Genomic DNA, 15,022 nt, shown 5'->3' with positions numbered 1-15,022 from the left:
AGGGAGGATTGCATGAAACTGGCGACACTCAAGGATGGCTCGCGTGACGGAAAACTCGCGGTCGTCTCCCGCGATCTCACCCGCTGCTCGGAGGTCGGGCACATTGCCCGCACGATGCAGGCCGCACTCGACGACTGGGCACATACAGGGCCGCGGCTCGAGCGCGTTGCCGAAGGCATCGAAACCGGTGCGCAGCCAACGGTCCGCTTCCACGAGCACGATGCGCTTTCGCCGTTGCCGCGCGCCTATCAGTGGGCGGACGGTTCAGCCTACGTCAATCACGTCGAGCTGGTGCGAAAAGCCCGCAACGCCGAGATGCCGGCGAGCTTCTGGACCGATCCGCTGATCTACCAGGGCGGCTCGGACAGCTTCATTGCGCCGCGCGATCCGATCCTGATGACGGATGAAAGCTGGGGCGTCGACATGGAAGGCGAGATCGCCGTCGTCGTCGACGACGTGGCGATGGGTGCCTCGATCGAAGAGGCGCGCGCCGCCATTCGGCTGGTGATGCTGGTCAACGACGTGTCGCTGCGCGGTCTTATCCCGGCCGAACTCGCCAAGGGTTTCGGTTTCTATCAGTCGAAGCCGTCGTCTGCCTTCTCGCCGGTCGCCGTCACGCCGGATGAATTGGGCGACGCCTGGGATGGCGGCAAGCTGCATCTGCCGCTTCATGTCGACCTCAACGGCAAGCCTTTCGGCCGCGCGGACGCCGGCGTCGACATGACCTTCGATTTCGGCCAACTGATTGCGCACGCGGCCAAGACGCGGCCGCTTGCATCGGGCACGATCATCGGTTCGGGCACCGTCTCCAACAAGCTCGACCGTGGTCCCGGAAAACCGGTCTCCGAAGGTGGCGCCGGCTACTCCTGCATTGCCGAGCTGCGCATGATCGAGACCATCGTTGGCGGCGCGCCCAAGACGCACTTCCTGCGCTTCGGCGACATCGTGCGCATCGAGATGAAGGACAAGGCGGGCCATTCGATCTTCGGTGCGATCGAGCAGTCGGTCGGGCCTTACGAAAAGGCCTGATTGTGGGCAGCGCACGCGACGAGGATAGCAGCATGGCCGAGACCGATCTCTATGACTATTGGCGGTCCTCGGCGAGCTACCGTGTCCGCATCGCGCTGAACAGTCTCGGCGAGACCTATCGATCGGTGCCGGTGGACCTGCTTGCCAGGGGCCATCGGCAAGCGGAACATCTCGACCGCAATCCGCAGGGGCTCTTGCCCGTGCTCGACATCGATGGCGAGCGGTTCACGCAATCGCTCGCCATCATCGAGTATCTGGCGGAAACGCGGGAAGCGGCCGGCTTCCTGCCTGATGATGCGGTGGGGCGGCAGCGCGTGCGCGCGCTGTCCTACGCGATCGCGATGGACATCCATCCCGTCTGCAATCTCGGCGTCGTATCCTTCGTCATGGCCAATGCTGCAGACGGCGAGGCCGCGCGCCGCGACTGGATGCGCAAGTTCATCGGCGAGGGCTTGGCGGCGTTCGAGCGCCTGCTCGACCACCCGTCAACCGGGAGCTTCTGCCACGGCGACAGCCCCGGCATGGCCGATTTCTGCCTGGTGCCGCAGGTCTACAATGCCCGTCGCTGGGACGTCGATCTTTCCGCCTGCCCGAAACTTGTCGCCATCGACCAGCGCTGCGCCGAGATCGACGCGTTTGCCCGCGCCCATCCCGATCGCACCCCGCGCTAGCCAATCCAGGCGCCATTCACAAAGCCGCACCGGTGCCGGCTGGCCGGTTCCGTCCAGCCGATGTCGCGAATGGATCGACAGCCGGGCGAAGGCCGCGCTAGTTTTCGCGGTGACTGGCCGTATAAGGGGGGCCGGAAAAACCTCTGGAGCGAGAGACAGATACCGATGAAAAGCTATGTGCTGACCGTCACCTGCAAGTCCACCCGCGGCATCGTTGCCGCCATTACCGGTTATCTCGCGGAAAAAGGCTGTTATATCACCGACAGTTCGCAGTTCGACGACCTGCAGACGGGCCTGTTCTTCATGCGCCTGACCTTCATCAGCCAGGACGGCGTCAAGCTCGACGAGCTGAAGGAAGGCTTTGCGCCTGTTGTCAAGCGGTTCGACATGACCTGCGAGATCCGCGACAGCGAAGAGCGCATGAAAGTGCTGCTGATGGTGTCGCGTTTCGGCCATTGCCTCAACGACCTGCTCTACCGCTGGAAGATCGGCGCCTTGCCGATCGATATCGTCGGCGTCATCTCCAACCACTTCGATTACCAGAAGGTGGTCGTCAACCACGACATCCCCTTCCACCACATCAAGGTGACCAAGGAGAACAAGCCGCAGGCCGAAGCACGCATGCTGGAGATCGTCGAGCAGACGGACGCCGATCTGGTCGTGCTCGCCCGCTACATGCAGGTTCTGTCCGACCAACTCTGCAAGAAGATGTCCGGCCGGATCATCAATATCCACCATTCCTTCCTGCCGTCGTTCAAGGGCGCGAACCCCTACAAGCAGGCCTATGAGCGCGGCGTGAAGCTGATCGGTGCGACGGCGCACTATGTCACCGCGGATCTCGACGAGGGTCCGATCATCGAGCAGGACATCGCCCGCATCACCCATGCCCAGAGCGCCGAGGACTATGTCTCGATCGGCCGCGACGTCGAAAGTCAGGTGCTGGCGCGCGCCGTACACGCCCATATCCATCATCGCTGCTTCATCAACGGCAACCGCGTCGTCGTCTTCCCGGCGAGCCCCGGCAGCTATGCTTCCGAGCGCATGGGCTGATTGCCGGCCGGCAGCCCGACCTGCCATCGCCGGGCGTTGTCCCGGCGGTGGAACACGTGAAAATCCGATCCGGTCGCTGGCGCCAACAAGTCGCGTTGCACTGCACAATCGCTGCGCTATAGTCGCTTCCAACCGCGAGAGAGGCGGTGCAGGAGGAAGACATGGACAAGCTTGACCCGGTCGTCATCGTTTCGGCGGCACGCACACCGATGGGCGCCTTTCAGGGCGGCCTCAAGGATTTGACGGCGCCGGAGATCGGCGCCATCGCGCTGAAGGCGGCGCTTGCGCGCGCCGGCCTCGATGCCGTCGACGAAGTGCTGATGGGCAATGTACTGCCCGCGGGCGTCGGCCAGAACCCGGCGCGCCAGGCGGCACTCGGCGCCGGCCTCGGCATGGAAACGCCGTCGACCACGATTTCGAAAGTTTGCGGTTCGGGCATGAAGGCGCTGATGCTCGGCCATGACACGCTGCTTTCCGGCGGCGCCACGGCGCTTGCGGTCGGCGGCATGGAGTCGATGACCAATGCGCCCTATCTACTGCCCAAGGCACGCGGCGGTTTTCGCCTCGGCCACGGCGAAGTCAAGGATCACATGTTCCTCGACGGTCTCGAGGATGCCTATTCCGGTCGGCTGATGGGCACCTATGCCGAAGATACGGCCGAGCACTACCAGTTCTCCCGCGAGGATCAGGATGCCTTTGCCCTGCGTTCGCTGGAACGCGCCGTGAAGGCATTGGAGGATGGTTCGTTTGCCGAGGAGACGGTTGCGATCAACGGCGCCGGCAAGCGACAGACCGTAACGCTTGACCACGATGAGCAGCCCGGAAAGGCGGACCCGGCAAAAATCCCGAAGCTGAAGCCGGCGTTCCGTGAAAACGGCAGCGTGACGGCCGCCAACTCCTCCTCGATCTCAGACGGTGCGGCAGCGCTCATCCTGATGCGCGCAAGCGAGGCGGAGAAGCGTGGGCTGACGCCGCTTGCGATCGTTGCCGGCCATGCCGGTCATGCGCAGGAGCCAGCCTGGTTCACCACCGCGCCGATCGGAGCCATTGAGAAGCTGCTGTCAAAGCTCGATTGGGAAAAGAACAGCGTCGGGCTCTATGAAATCAACGAAGCCTTCGCCGTGGTTGCCATGGCTGCGGTCCGCGACCTCGGCCTTTCCGACGACATCGTCAACATCCACGGCGGCGCCTGCGCGCTCGGCCACCCGATCGGCGCTTCCGGCGCCCGGATCATCGTGACGCTTCTGCACGCGATGCGCGCCAAGGGCGTCAGGCGCGGCATCGCCTCCCTCTGCATCGGCGGCGGCGAGGCGACGGCGGTGGGGCTGGAGTTGTTGCAGTAAGGGGGGCATTGTCGCCGCCCTCATTCCTGTGCTTGTCACAGGAATCCAGCAGCGCCGCGTCTGCGGCGCTGAAGGGCTTCTTTCCTCCGAAGAGCTGAATGCGCGATGACGATTCATTCACGGCGCCGACGCGCCGTAGCTGGATTCCTGTGACAAGCACAGGGATGAGGTGAGAGGAGATCGTCTCTCGCCGTTCAGATATGCAGCGCGTGGCCCAAAGCCTTGAGGGCCGCCTCCTGGAACGCTTCCGATTGCGTTGGGTGAGCATGGATCGTGCCGGCGATGTCTTCTAGGCGCGCGCCCATCTCAATCGCAAGTCCGAAGCTTGCCGAAAGCTCGGACACGCCGTGGCCAACGGCCTGGATGCCGAGGACCAGATGGTTGTCGGCGCGCGCGACGACGCGCACGAAACCGTCCTCCGACAGCGTCGTCATGGCGCGGCCGTTCGCCTGGAAGGGAAACTGGCCGATCTTGATCTCGATGCCGCTGGCACGGGCTTCTTCCGGCGATAGTCCTGATGTCACGATCTCCGGGTCGGTGAAGCAGACGGCGGGAATGCAGCGCTTGTCCCAGGCGCGTTTGTTGCCGGCGACGATCTCCGCAACCATTTCCCCTTGCGCCATGGCGCGGTGGGCCAGCATCGGCTCGCCGGTGACGTCGCCGATCGCATAGATGCCGCGCATCGACGTGCGGCACTGGTCGTCGATGCGGATGAATTTTCCGGCGCGGTCGAGATCGATTTCTTCAAGCCCAAAACCTTCGGTCACGGGTTTGCGGCCGACCGTCACCAGAACCTTTTCCGCCGGTACCTCGATCGGCCGACCATTGTGCTCGGCAAGCAGGCTCTTGCCGTCGGCGGAGAGCCCCTTGGCAACTGTCTGGGTGAACACTTCGATGCCGAGTTCGCCGAGCCGCTTGGCAATCGGCTTCGACAGATCGGCGTCATATTGCGGCAGGATGCGCGTCTGCGCCTCGAGCACGGTGACGTGAGCGCCGAGCTTGGCAAAGGCGGTGCCGAGTTCCAGTCCGATGTAACCGCCACCGATGACGGCAACGCTGGCCGGCACGCTTTTCAACGACAGCGCCTCGGTCGACGAAATGATCGAGCCGCCGAACGGCATGTCGGGAAGCTCGATCGGCGCCGAGCCGGTGGCAATCACGATCGCGTCGGCGCGAATGCGCTGCAGGCCGATCTCGGTCTCGACATCGACCGTCTTGCCGTCGACGAAACGGGCGACGCCGATGACGGCCTTAACGCCTGCCTTCTTCAGAAGGCCGGTGACACCGCCGTTCAGCCGGCCGACGATGCCGTCCTTCCAGGCAACGGTGCGGGCGAGATCGATCGTCGGGTTGGCGAGCGACAGGCCGAGCGGACTGCGGCCGGAGGCAGCCGAGCGCAACTTATGGAATTCGTCGGCGGCGTGGATGAGCGCCTTGGACGGGATGCAGCCGACATTGAGGCAGGTACCGCCGGCCTTCGCCTTCTCGACGATGACGGTGTCGACGCCGAGCTGGCCAGCGCGGATGGCGCAGATGTAGCCGCCGGGGCCGGCACCGATGACGAGCAGCTTGCAGGAAATTTCCTTCATGATCGCCTCATGCCTCCACGAAAATCAGCGCTGGCGTTTCGAGCAGAGCCTTCAGCCGCTGCACGAAGGTGGCCGCATCCCAGCCATCGATGACGCGATGGTCGAAGCTCGACGACAGGTTCATGATCTTGCGCGGTACGAATTGCGCACCGTCCCAGACCGGGCGAACCGCCAGCTTGTTGACGCCAACGATCGCGACCTCGGGGTGGTTGATAACAGGGGTCGTGACGATGCCGCCGAGTGCGCCGAGCGAGGAGATGGTGATGGTCGAGCCGGTGAGCTCGTCGCGGGTCGCGGTGCCAGTACGGGCCGCTTCCGCCAGCCGGTTGAGCTCGACGGCGCAATCCCAGATGCCGCGCGCTTCGGCGTGTCGCACGACCGGCACGGTCAGGCCCGCCGGCGTCTGCGTGGCGATGCCGATATGTACCGCGTGGTGACGGTTGATGATGCCGGCGCCATCGTCGAAGGTGGAGTTCACACCCGGCAGATCGGCGATCGCCCGCACAAGCGCGCGCATCAGATAGGGCAGGATCGTCAGCTTCGGCTGATCCGGCTTGCGATCGCGGTTCATCATGGTGCGCAGGTCTTCGAGTGCTGTCATGTCGACCTCCTCCACATAGGTGATGTGGGGGATGCGCGAGGTCGACAGCGTCATCTTCTCGGCGATGCGGCGGCGTAGACCGGTCACCTTGATCTCGTCGATGGCGGTCTTGCGCACGAGCCCGGCAGGGACTGCCACCGGCTGCGCGCCACGGGCAAGAAACTGGTCGAGATCATCATGGGTGATGCGCCCGGCAGGCCCGGTGCCGGTCACCTGGCGCAGGTCGACTCCGCTTTCGCGGGCGCGCAGGCGCACGGCGGGGGAGGCCAGTGCCTTCTCCAGGCGCTCGGATGAAACATGCACGCCGTTCTTGGCCGGGGCCGCCGTCTTCGCCTCGACCTTTGCCGGTTGGCTCGGTGTTGCGGCCGGGGCTTCGGTCTTCGGCACCGGTTTTTCCTCCGCCTTGGCCGCTGGCTTTTCTTCGGCCGCAAGAGCCTCCGTGCCTTCGCCGGCGATTTCGATGCGAACGAGAGGGGCCTTGACCGCCACCGTGTCGCCGATCTCGGCACCGAGCCAGAGCACCGTGCCGTTGACCGGTGAGGGGATCTCGACCGTCGCCTTGTCGGTCATGACGGCGGCGAGGATCATGTCCTCGCGCACGGGATCACCGGGTTTCACATGCCATTCGACCAGTTCGGCCTCGGCCACGCCTTCGCCGACATCCGGCATCTTGATTACGAATTCGCCCATGCTCAGGCCTCCATCACTTCGACGAGCGCGCGTCCGACGCGCGCCGGGCCGGGGAAATAGTCCCACTCCTGGGCATGCGGGTAGGGTGTGTCCCAGCCGGCGACGCGCACGACGGGGGCTTCCAGATGGTAGAAGCAATACTCCTGGACGAGGGAGGCGATTTCGCCGCCGAAGCCCGATGTCAGCGTCGCCTCATGCACGACGACGCAGCGGCCGGTCTTTTCGACCGACTGGACGATGGCGTCGAGATCGAGCGGCAGCAGGCTGCGCAGGTCGATCACCTCGGCGTCGATGCCGGTTTCTTCCACTGCTGCCAGCGCCACATGCACCATGGTGCCATAGGCGACGACGGTGACGGCCGAGCCCTTGCGACGCACTTCCGCCTTGCCGATCGGGATCGTGTAATGCCCCTCCGGCACCTCGCCGAGATCGTGTTTCGACCAGGGGATGACGGGCCGGTCGTGATGGCCGTCGAAGGGACCGTTATAGAGCCGCTTCGGCTCCAGGAACATCACCGGATCGGGGTCTTCGATCGAGGCGATCAGCAGGCCCTTGGCGTCATAGGGATTGGACGGCACCACGACCTTGAGGCCGCAGACATGGGTGAACAGCGCTTCCGGGCTCTGGCTGTGCGTCTGGCCGCCGAAGATGCCGCCGCCGGTCGGCATGCGCAGCACGATCGGGCAGGTGAAGTCGCCGTTGGAGCGATAGCGGATGCGGGCTGCTTCCTGGGTGATCTGGTCGTAGGCGGGGTACATGTAGTCGGCAAACTGGATCTCGACGCAGGGTTTCAGCCCGTAGGCCGCCATGCCGATTGCCGTGCCGACGATGCCGCTTTCGCTGATCGGCGCGTCGAAGCAGCGGGTCTTGCCATATTTCGCCTGAAGCCCTTGCGTGCAGCGGAAGACGCCGCCGAAGTAACCGACGTCCTCGCCGAAGACGACGACATTGTCATCGCGCCCCATGGAGACGTCCATGGCGCTGCGCACGGCCTCGATCATTGTCATTCTGGCCATATCAGTATCCTGCCTTCTGGCGCTGGCGGCGAATATGTGGCGGCATCTCGGCGTAGACGCCTTCGAAGATGTCGCGCACCGATGGCTTGCCGCCGGCATGCAAGGTGCCGTGGCCTTCTGCCTGCTTTTGCGCCTGGATCACCGCGTCGACGATCTCGGCTTCCGCCTGGGTGTGGCGCTCTTCCGACCAGGCGCCACGCAGGATCAGGTGCTTTTTCAGCCGGAGGACCGGGTCGCCGAGTGGCCAGGCTTCCGATTCCGTCTTCGGCCGGTAGGCGCTCGGATCGTCGGAGGTGGAATGTGCTCCGACCCGGTAGGTGACATATTCGATCACCGTCGGGCCGAGGTTGCGCCGGGCGCGCTCCGCCGCCCATTTGGCGACCGCATAGACGGCGAGATAGTCGTTGCCGTCGACGCGCAGTGCCGGGATGCCGAAGCCGAGGCCGCGGGCGGCAAAGGTGCCGGAGCCGCCGCGGGCGATGCCCTGGAAGGTCGAGATCGCCCACTGATTGTTGACGATGTTGAGGATAACAGGCGCCTTGTAGGTGGAGGCGAAGACGAGCGCTGAGTGGAAGTCGGATTCCGCCGTCGAGCCGTCGCCGATCCAAGCGGCCGCGATCTTGGTGTCGTTCTTGATCGCCGAGGCCATGGCCCAGCCGACAGCCTGGACATATTGCGTGGCGAGGTTGCCGGAGATGGTGAAGAAGCCATGTTCCTTGGAGGAATACATGATCGGCAACTGGCGGCCGCGCAACGGATCGCTCTCGTTCGAGAAGATCTGGTTCATCATCTCGACCATCGGGTATTCGTCGGCGATCAATAGGCCCGCCTGGCGATAGGTCGGGAAGTTCATGTCGCCCTTGTTCAGCGCCTTGCGGAAGGCGCAGCTGACCGCCTCTTCGCCCAGATGCTGCATGTAGAACGAGGTCTTGCCCTGCCGCTGCGCCATGACCATGCGCGCATCGAAGGCGCGCAGCGTCATCATGTGCTTGAGGCCGGCCAAGAGTTCGTCGTCCGACAACAGCCCGGCCCAGGGGCCGACCGCCTCACCGTCGCGGTTGAGTACGCGGATGATCGAATAGGCGAGGTCGCGGATCTCTTCCGGGGCGACATCGATTTCCGGCCTCGGAACGGAGCCCGCCTTCGGAATCTTGACGTTGGAAAAGTCCGGCTCGCCACCCGGCCGGACGGCCGGTTCGGGGACATGCAGGCTAAGTCGATCGGGATCGCTCATGCGGTTTCCGGCCTCCCTCCGGAGTGCGCGACGCGCACCAGTCAGCATCGGGGAAAACGGGATGTCGCCGCATGGCAAAAGTGGGCGGGACCACCTGCGGGCTCCTCCGCCCCAGATCGTCACGCCTTCCTCCTCAGCCCGTTCTCCCGACGGGAATGCACACAGACTGCCATGAGTTCAGGGGCTTATGAAGGCCTTTCGGCCGCCCGGGCTGCTTGCAGCAGAAGAAAGACAGATTCCTGCCATCGCCATGCCAGCGGCAGATGCGGCTGCGATTCCAGGTCCGGCTCACGCGTAATTTTCTTGCGCGACCACTTGCCGTTCGGATGATCAAACCGGCGGAGCGATGGTGATCGGGGTGCCGTCGGAGAAACGTGAGAGGCGAAAAGGTGTGGGGTCGACGATCGGTTTTTGACCGGTAACGAGGTCGGCGACCAGATGTCCGGCCCCTGGGCCGATGCCGAAGCCATGGCCGGAAAATCCTGCGGCGACGACCAGGCCGGGCAGGCTTTCGACCGTAGAAATCACCGGCACGGCGTCGGGCGTGACGTCGATCAGGCCGGCCCAGACCTGCTGTACGCGAGCGTCGCGGAGGGACGGCAATGCCTTTTTTGCTTCATCGAATGCGCGCAGCGCGGAATGCTGATCGGGTTGCGGATCCAGCACCCGGTGCCGCTCGAAGGCGCCTGGGCGGTTGAGTGGAACGGAACCGATCTCGAAGAGTTCGCGCCAGCTCTGGGCACTGAGGCCGACCTGGACGGAATCGCCCTCGGCCTTCCGCGCCGGTTGGAAATCGCGGAAAAAGGCGACACTATCAGGCACAACGGGGTGCAGATTGGCGCCACCGTCGGCAATCGTGTAGCCGCCGTCGAGGCGTTTGCGATAGGCGTAGCTGCCCGTCGCGCCCGCGCCCTCGGGGCCGCCCGATACCGCACTGGTCCGGAGCACTGTGTTGCGCACTTTCAGTTGCGGCAGCCGGATGCCGAGCCCCTTGAGGAAGAGGCGTGACCAGGCGCCCCCGGCCACGACCACGGTCGCGGTTTCGATCCGGCCCTTCTCGGTGACGACGGCACTGATCCGGCCGGCCGTCCTCTCGACACCGCGGACGGCACAGCCGGACAGAACGCGGGCGCCGGCGCGCCTGGCTCCGGCAACGATTGCCGGTACCGCCTTTTGCGGTTCGGCCCTGCCGTCGCTCGGCGTGTGCAGCGCGCCCCAGTAGCGGATGCCTGCGCCCGGCATCAGGTCTTGAGTTTCTTCGGCCCCGATCTGCCGGCTGTCGACGCCATAGGGTCTTGCCATGGCAAGCCACGCATCGCGGTTGGCGATATCGGCATCGTTTTCGGAGATGTAGAGGATGCCGCTGCGGCGAAAGCCGGTTTCGCCTGCAACGCGGGCATCGAGCGTATCCCAGATCTTCAGCGCTTCGATCGCCAGCGGTATCTCCCGTTCGTCACGGCCCATGACGCGCACCCAACCCCAGTTGCGGCTCGACTGTTCCGCTCCGGGCACACCCTTTTCGCAGAGCACAACATCGATGCCGCGTTCGGCGAGAAACAGTGCGGTGCTGGCACCGATGACGCCGCCACCGATGATGACGACATCGGCTTTCGCCGGTTGGATCTGATCGGTTTCGACGGCATCGAGAGGGGGACCGGGCATGAGGGCAAGCTTTCAGGCGGGGTTTTGCGGACGCGCCATCGGTACATGCCGGCATCGCCAGATCAAGGCCCGGATTCTAGCCTTTCTGCACCCTTGATGTTTTGCCCGGTTCGGCCGATGTGAAATCGGCCGGGCCTGGCTTCAGACCGACTTTCGATTTGGCGCGCAAACTTCTATGTTTCGCGCATGAGTGACCGACCCGACGACCTTCGCCCTATTCTGCGCATCGACTTTCCGCCAGGGGACCGACTTGGGCGCGGCAAGATCATGCTTTTGGAACTCATCCGCGAGACCGGATCGATCTCGGCTGCCGGCCGCGCTATGGACATGTCCTACCGCCGGGCGTGGCTTTTGGTCGATGCGCTGAACCGGATGTTCCGGGAACCGTCGGTCGAAAGCCAGCGTGGCGGCAAACAGGGTGGTGGTGCGATGCTGACACCGTTCGGCGAAACGCTGATCCGCCGTTATCGCGAAATGGAGGCGAAGGCGAAGGCCGCCATCGCCGATGATCTCGCCTGGCTGGAGGCCGTCCGCGATCGGGAGCAGGCGAGTGCGCCTGTCAGTGATCGATCGCCACGGACTTGATGATCGCGTGGACCGGCTTGCCCTGATAAAGCTGGAGCGCATCGCGTGAAAAGGTGGTGATGCGGGCGGCGATCGTCGCGCTTCCGCAGTCCACCCGCACATCGACACTGCCGTTTTCGCCCACTGTCAGGTCGACGATCGTTCCCTCCAGCACGTTTAGAGCGCTGATGCCTTCAGGACGAACCGTCGCCAGCATGACGTCGCGTGCGGCAATATGCAGGCGCAGCGCGTGCCCCGGCGCCACGTCGATCCTTTGCACCCGGATCAGCCGGTCGCCGACCCGGACGGTTGTCAGATCGTGGGTGGCGTCGTGCATCTCGACCACGCCTTCGAGCAACACGCCCGCTTCGCGCCGGCCGGTTGCCAGTGCCGCCGCCGGCGCGCTCAACACTTCGGCGGCGGCGCCCGATGCCTTTACGCGGCCGTTCTCCAGCACGACGACCCGTTGCGCCAGGCGCGCGACCTCACTCACGGAGTGGCTGACATAGACGATCGGCACGCCCGCATCGTCGCGCAATCGCTCGAGATAAGGCAGGATCTCGGCCTTACGCGCATCGTCGAGCGCGGCAAGCGGCTCGTCCATGAGCAGCAGGCGGGGGGCGGCAAGCAAAGCGCGGCCGATGGCGACGCGCTGCCGCTCGCCGCCCGAGAGCGCCGAGGGGTTGCGCTCGAGCAGATGGCCGATGCCGAGCATGTCGACGACACGCGCCATGTCGGCCGCCTTTCCTGACCTGCCGGCAAACCAGCGGCCATAGGCAAGGTTGCTGCCGACGCTTAAGTGCGGGAACAGCCGAGCTTCCTGGAAGACATAGCCGAAGCGGCGGCGATGCACCGGCGTGAAGATCCGTCGTTCGCTGTCGGCGATGATGTCGCCGTCCAGCACCACGCGGCCGCTTTCCGGCTTCATCAGTCCGGCGATGATGTTGATCAGCGAGGTCTTGCCCGAGCCCGAGCGGCCGAACAGCGCGGTGACGCCGCCGTCGGAGGTGAAGGTGGCGTCGACGGAGAAATCCCCGAGCCGATGGCGGGCTTCAACGAGAAGGCTCATGCGGCAACCGTTCGCTTGGCGGCGGCGTTTGCCAGCAGCTCCGAGAGCATCAGCGCCGCCATGGAGATGATCACCGAGATGATCGTCAGGCGCATGGCGCCGGCATCGCCGCCCGGCACCTGGGTGAAGGTGTAGATCGCAGACGACAGCGTCTGCGTTTCGCCGGGGATGTTGGAGACGAAGGTGATGGTCGCGCCGAATTCGCCCATCGCCTTGGCGAAAGCGAGGATCATGCCGGCGATGATGCCTGGCAGGATCAAGGGCAGCGTGATGGTGAAGAACACCCAGACCGGCCCGGCGCCGAGCGTGGTTGCGGCATCCTCGAGCTTGCGGTCGACCGCCTCGATCGACAGCCGGATACTGCGAACCATCAAGGGGAAGGCCATGACGGCGCAGGCGAGTGCCGCGCCGGTCCAGCGGAAGGAAAAGACGAGGCCGAAATTCTCGGCGAGAAAGGCGCCGATCGGTCCGCGACGGCCGAACAGCAGCAGCAGCAGGAAGCCGGTGACGACGGGGGGCAGGATCAGGGGCATGTGAACGAGGCCGTTTAGCGCCGTCTTGCCCCAGAAGCGTCCGCGGGCAAGCAGCATGGCGACCCCAAGCGCAAACGGCAGGCTGCAGACCATCGCAACCGTCGCCACGCGCAGGCTCAGCAGGATCGCCGTCCATTCCGCCTCGCTCAACTCCAACCAATCCAAAGTCATCCCACTCCCGGTCGAAATGCCCAGCGCCGCGCGATGTCCGCGCGGCGCTGGAGAAAGATAGATGCTTCGCCCGTTTCTGGACAGGCGCCGCACGCGCTATTTCAGGATAGTAAAGCCCTGCTTTTCGAAGAGCGGCGCTGCCTTGTCGGACTTGATGAAGTCGACATAGGCGGTCGCGTCGGCGTTCTTGCTGTCCGTGGTGACTGCGATCGGATAGATGATCGGCGGATGGCTGTCCTCGGGGAAGGTTCCGACGATCTTGACGCCCGGATCGGCTGCAGCGTCGGTCTGGTAGACAATGCCATAGGGCGCTTCCCCGCGCGAAACGAGCAGCAGTGCGGCGCGCACGCTCTCGGCGCCCGCAACCTTCTGTTCGACGCTCGACCAGACGCCGAGCTTTTCAAGCGCTGCCTTGCCGTATTTGCCGGCCGGCACGGAATCGACTGCACCCATCGCCAGGCGACCGTCACCGAGTAGCGTTGCCAGATCGAAGCCCTGCTTGATGTCGACCGGCTGCGCGTCTGTCTTGCCCGAGATGAGAACGATGCTGTTGCCGAGCAGGTTGGCACGGGTGTCGTCCTTGATCAGCTTCTTCTCGGCCAGATAGTCCATCCAGGCGAGGTCGGCGGAGATGAAGACGTCAGCCGGTGCGCCCTGTTCCACCTGCTTGGCGAGCGCGGAGCTGGCCGCATAGGAGACGGTCGTTTCCTTGCCGCTTTCTTTCTGCCATTCGGCATTGATCGCATCGAGCGCGTTCTTCAGGCTCGCGGCAGCAAAAACGGTTACCTTGTCCTCGGCCATGGCGGCGCTTGGCGCGAAGGTCGCGCCGGCCCAGGCGACGCCAAGGGCGAGCACCAGCCCCTTCAGCCATTGTCTGCGTTGCATCATCAGTCTTGCCTCCATCAAGTTCGTGATATTTTTCAGGATATAACGATATCTCATCCTGATTAGCGTTGTATCCATTGAAATACAATGCTGCTCGAAAGCGCTAGTAAAAGCCGTGAAACAAGCGGCTCGTCGCGCGGTTAGCGCTTGCGGCTGCGGGTGATCGCTCTAAATTCCGGGGCGGCAAGCGGATGAAACGGACCGGAGGCGTGATGGAAACGGCAGTGAAGCTCGAAGAAAGCTGGAAGGCGGCGTTGGAGCCCGAATTTTCCAGCGCGTATATGGGCGAACTCAAGCAGTTCCTGGTCGGCGCGCGCAGCGAAGGACGGCAGATCTTTCCGCGGGGACCTGAATATTTTCGGGCGCTCGATCTGACGCCGCTCGACAAGGTGCGCGTCGTCATCCTGGGGCAAGACCCGTACCACGGTGACGGCCAGGCGCACGGGCTCTGCTTCAGCGTGCGTCCGGGCGTCAGAACGCCACCTTCGCTCGTCAACATCTACAAGGAACTGAACGCCGACCTCGGTATTCCACCGGCTCGTCACGGCTTTCTCGAAAGTTGGGCGAAACAAGGCGTGTTGCTGCTCAACAGCGTGCTGACGGTCGAGCGCGGGCAGGCGGCTTCACATCAAGGGCGGGGCTGGGAGCGCTTCACCGACGCGATCATCCGCGCCGTCAACGAGGCCGATCACCCGGTGGTGTTTCTGCTGTGGGGTTCCTACGCGCAGAAGAAAGCCGCCTTCGTCGACCGCTCGCGCCATCTCGTTTTGCGGGCGCCGCATCCCTCGCCGCTCTCGGCGCATTCCGGCTTTCTCGGTTGCCGGCACTTTTCCCAGGCCAATGCCTTCCTCGCCTCGAAAGGCTTTGAGCCGATCGACTGGACGCTGCCGGAAAATCCGGAGGCACCTTAAGCGC

The 15,022-nt window shown here is 64.4% G+C and carries 14 protein-coding genes; 6 read left to right on the top strand and 8 right to left on the bottom strand.

What is annotated here, in order from left to right:
- The first annotated feature begins 12 nt into the window (after positions 1-12).
- From ASD52_RS18585 to ASD52_RS18570, 4 genes are all read left to right on the top strand, one after another.
- Positions 13-1,029 carry a fumarylacetoacetate hydrolase family protein gene (locus tag ASD52_RS18585; RefSeq protein ID WP_057221593.1) on the top strand — a complete coding sequence of 339 codons (1,017 nt, stop codon included), beginning with the start codon at positions 13-15 and terminating at the stop codon, positions 1,027-1,029.
- 32 nt (positions 1,030-1,061) lie between these two features.
- Complete coding sequence (gene maiA / locus ASD52_RS18580) at positions 1,062-1,700, top strand: maleylacetoacetate isomerase (RefSeq protein ID WP_025424950.1); 639 nt, start codon at positions 1,062-1,064, stop codon at positions 1,698-1,700.
- A gap of 165 nt (positions 1,701-1,865) precedes the next feature.
- Complete coding sequence (gene purU / locus ASD52_RS18575; protein ID WP_025424949.1) at positions 1,866-2,750, top strand: formyltetrahydrofolate deformylase; 885 nt, start codon at positions 1,866-1,868, stop codon at positions 2,748-2,750.
- A gap of 161 nt (positions 2,751-2,911) precedes the next feature.
- Complete coding sequence (locus tag ASD52_RS18570; RefSeq protein ID WP_025424948.1) at positions 2,912-4,093, top strand: acetyl-CoA C-acyltransferase; 1,182 nt, start codon at positions 2,912-2,914, stop codon at positions 4,091-4,093.
- A 194-nt stretch (positions 4,094-4,287) separates the two neighbouring features.
- Here the strand turns inward: ASD52_RS18570 and lpdA are convergent, their stop codons facing one another.
- The 5 genes from lpdA to ASD52_RS18545 form a co-directional block, all read right to left on the bottom strand.
- On the bottom strand, positions 4,288-5,682 hold the full coding sequence (gene lpdA, locus ASD52_RS18565) for a dihydrolipoyl dehydrogenase (protein WP_025424947.1): 1,395 nt from the start codon (positions 5,680-5,682) through the stop codon (positions 4,288-4,290).
- A gap of 7 nt (positions 5,683-5,689) precedes the next feature.
- Positions 5,690-6,973, bottom strand: coding sequence for a dihydrolipoamide acetyltransferase family protein (locus ASD52_RS18560; protein ID WP_025424946.1), 1,284 nt, complete (start codon positions 6,971-6,973; stop codon positions 5,690-5,692).
- A 2-nt stretch (positions 6,974-6,975) separates the two neighbouring features.
- Complete coding sequence (locus ASD52_RS18555; protein WP_025424945.1) at positions 6,976-7,989, bottom strand: alpha-ketoacid dehydrogenase subunit beta; 1,014 nt, start codon at positions 7,987-7,989, stop codon at positions 6,976-6,978.
- Between the two features lies 1 nt (position 7,990).
- On the bottom strand, positions 7,991-9,223 hold the full coding sequence (locus ASD52_RS18550) for a 3-methyl-2-oxobutanoate dehydrogenase (2-methylpropanoyl-transferring) subunit alpha (RefSeq protein ID WP_025424944.1): 1,233 nt from the start codon (positions 9,221-9,223) through the stop codon (positions 7,991-7,993).
- A 330-nt stretch (positions 9,224-9,553) separates the two neighbouring features.
- Positions 9,554-10,885: an FAD-binding oxidoreductase gene (locus ASD52_RS18545; protein WP_057225139.1), complete on the bottom strand. Its 1,332-nt coding sequence runs from the start codon at positions 10,883-10,885 to the stop codon at positions 9,554-9,556.
- Between the two features lie 186 nt (positions 10,886-11,071).
- Between ASD52_RS18545 and ASD52_RS18540 the strand changes: the two genes are divergently transcribed.
- The gene (locus ASD52_RS18540) at positions 11,072-11,470 is read left to right on the top strand and encodes a winged helix-turn-helix domain-containing protein (protein WP_025424942.1); all 399 of its coding nucleotides are present in this window, start codon (positions 11,072-11,074) and stop codon (positions 11,468-11,470) included.
- On the opposite strand, the gene modC is transcribed toward ASD52_RS18540, so the two are convergent.
- From modC to modA, 3 genes are all read right to left on the bottom strand, one after another.
- Positions 11,445-12,518 carry a molybdenum ABC transporter ATP-binding protein gene (gene modC / locus ASD52_RS18535; protein ID WP_025424941.1) on the bottom strand — a complete coding sequence of 358 codons (1,074 nt, stop codon included), beginning with the start codon at positions 12,516-12,518 and terminating at the stop codon, positions 11,445-11,447. The two genes, ASD52_RS18540 and modC, sit on opposite strands and share 26 nt — an antisense overlap.
- The gene (modB, locus tag ASD52_RS18530; RefSeq protein WP_025424940.1) at positions 12,515-13,216 is read right to left on the bottom strand and encodes a molybdate ABC transporter permease subunit; all 702 of its coding nucleotides are present in this window, start codon (positions 13,214-13,216) and stop codon (positions 12,515-12,517) included. Before modB ends, modC begins: the two co-directional genes overlap by 4 nt.
- A 102-nt stretch (positions 13,217-13,318) precedes the next feature.
- Complete coding sequence (gene modA / locus ASD52_RS18525) at positions 13,319-14,110, bottom strand: molybdate ABC transporter substrate-binding protein (RefSeq protein WP_025424939.1); 792 nt, start codon at positions 14,108-14,110, stop codon at positions 13,319-13,321.
- Positions 14,111-14,319: 209 nt separating this feature from the next.
- Between modA and ung the strand changes: the two genes are divergently transcribed.
- The gene (gene ung / locus ASD52_RS18520; RefSeq protein WP_025424938.1) at positions 14,320-15,018 is read left to right on the top strand and encodes a uracil-DNA glycosylase; all 699 of its coding nucleotides are present in this window, start codon (positions 14,320-14,322) and stop codon (positions 15,016-15,018) included.
- Positions 15,019-15,022: the final 4 nt, after the last annotated feature.

It is taken from the genome of Ensifer sp. Root142 (assembly GCF_001426785.1).
In the GTDB taxonomy this organism is placed as follows: Bacteria; Pseudomonadota; Alphaproteobacteria; order Rhizobiales; family Rhizobiaceae; genus Ensifer; species Ensifer canadensis.
Note: the sequence above shows the minus strand (reverse complement) of the source record. Positions and strands in the feature narration are given on the sequence as shown.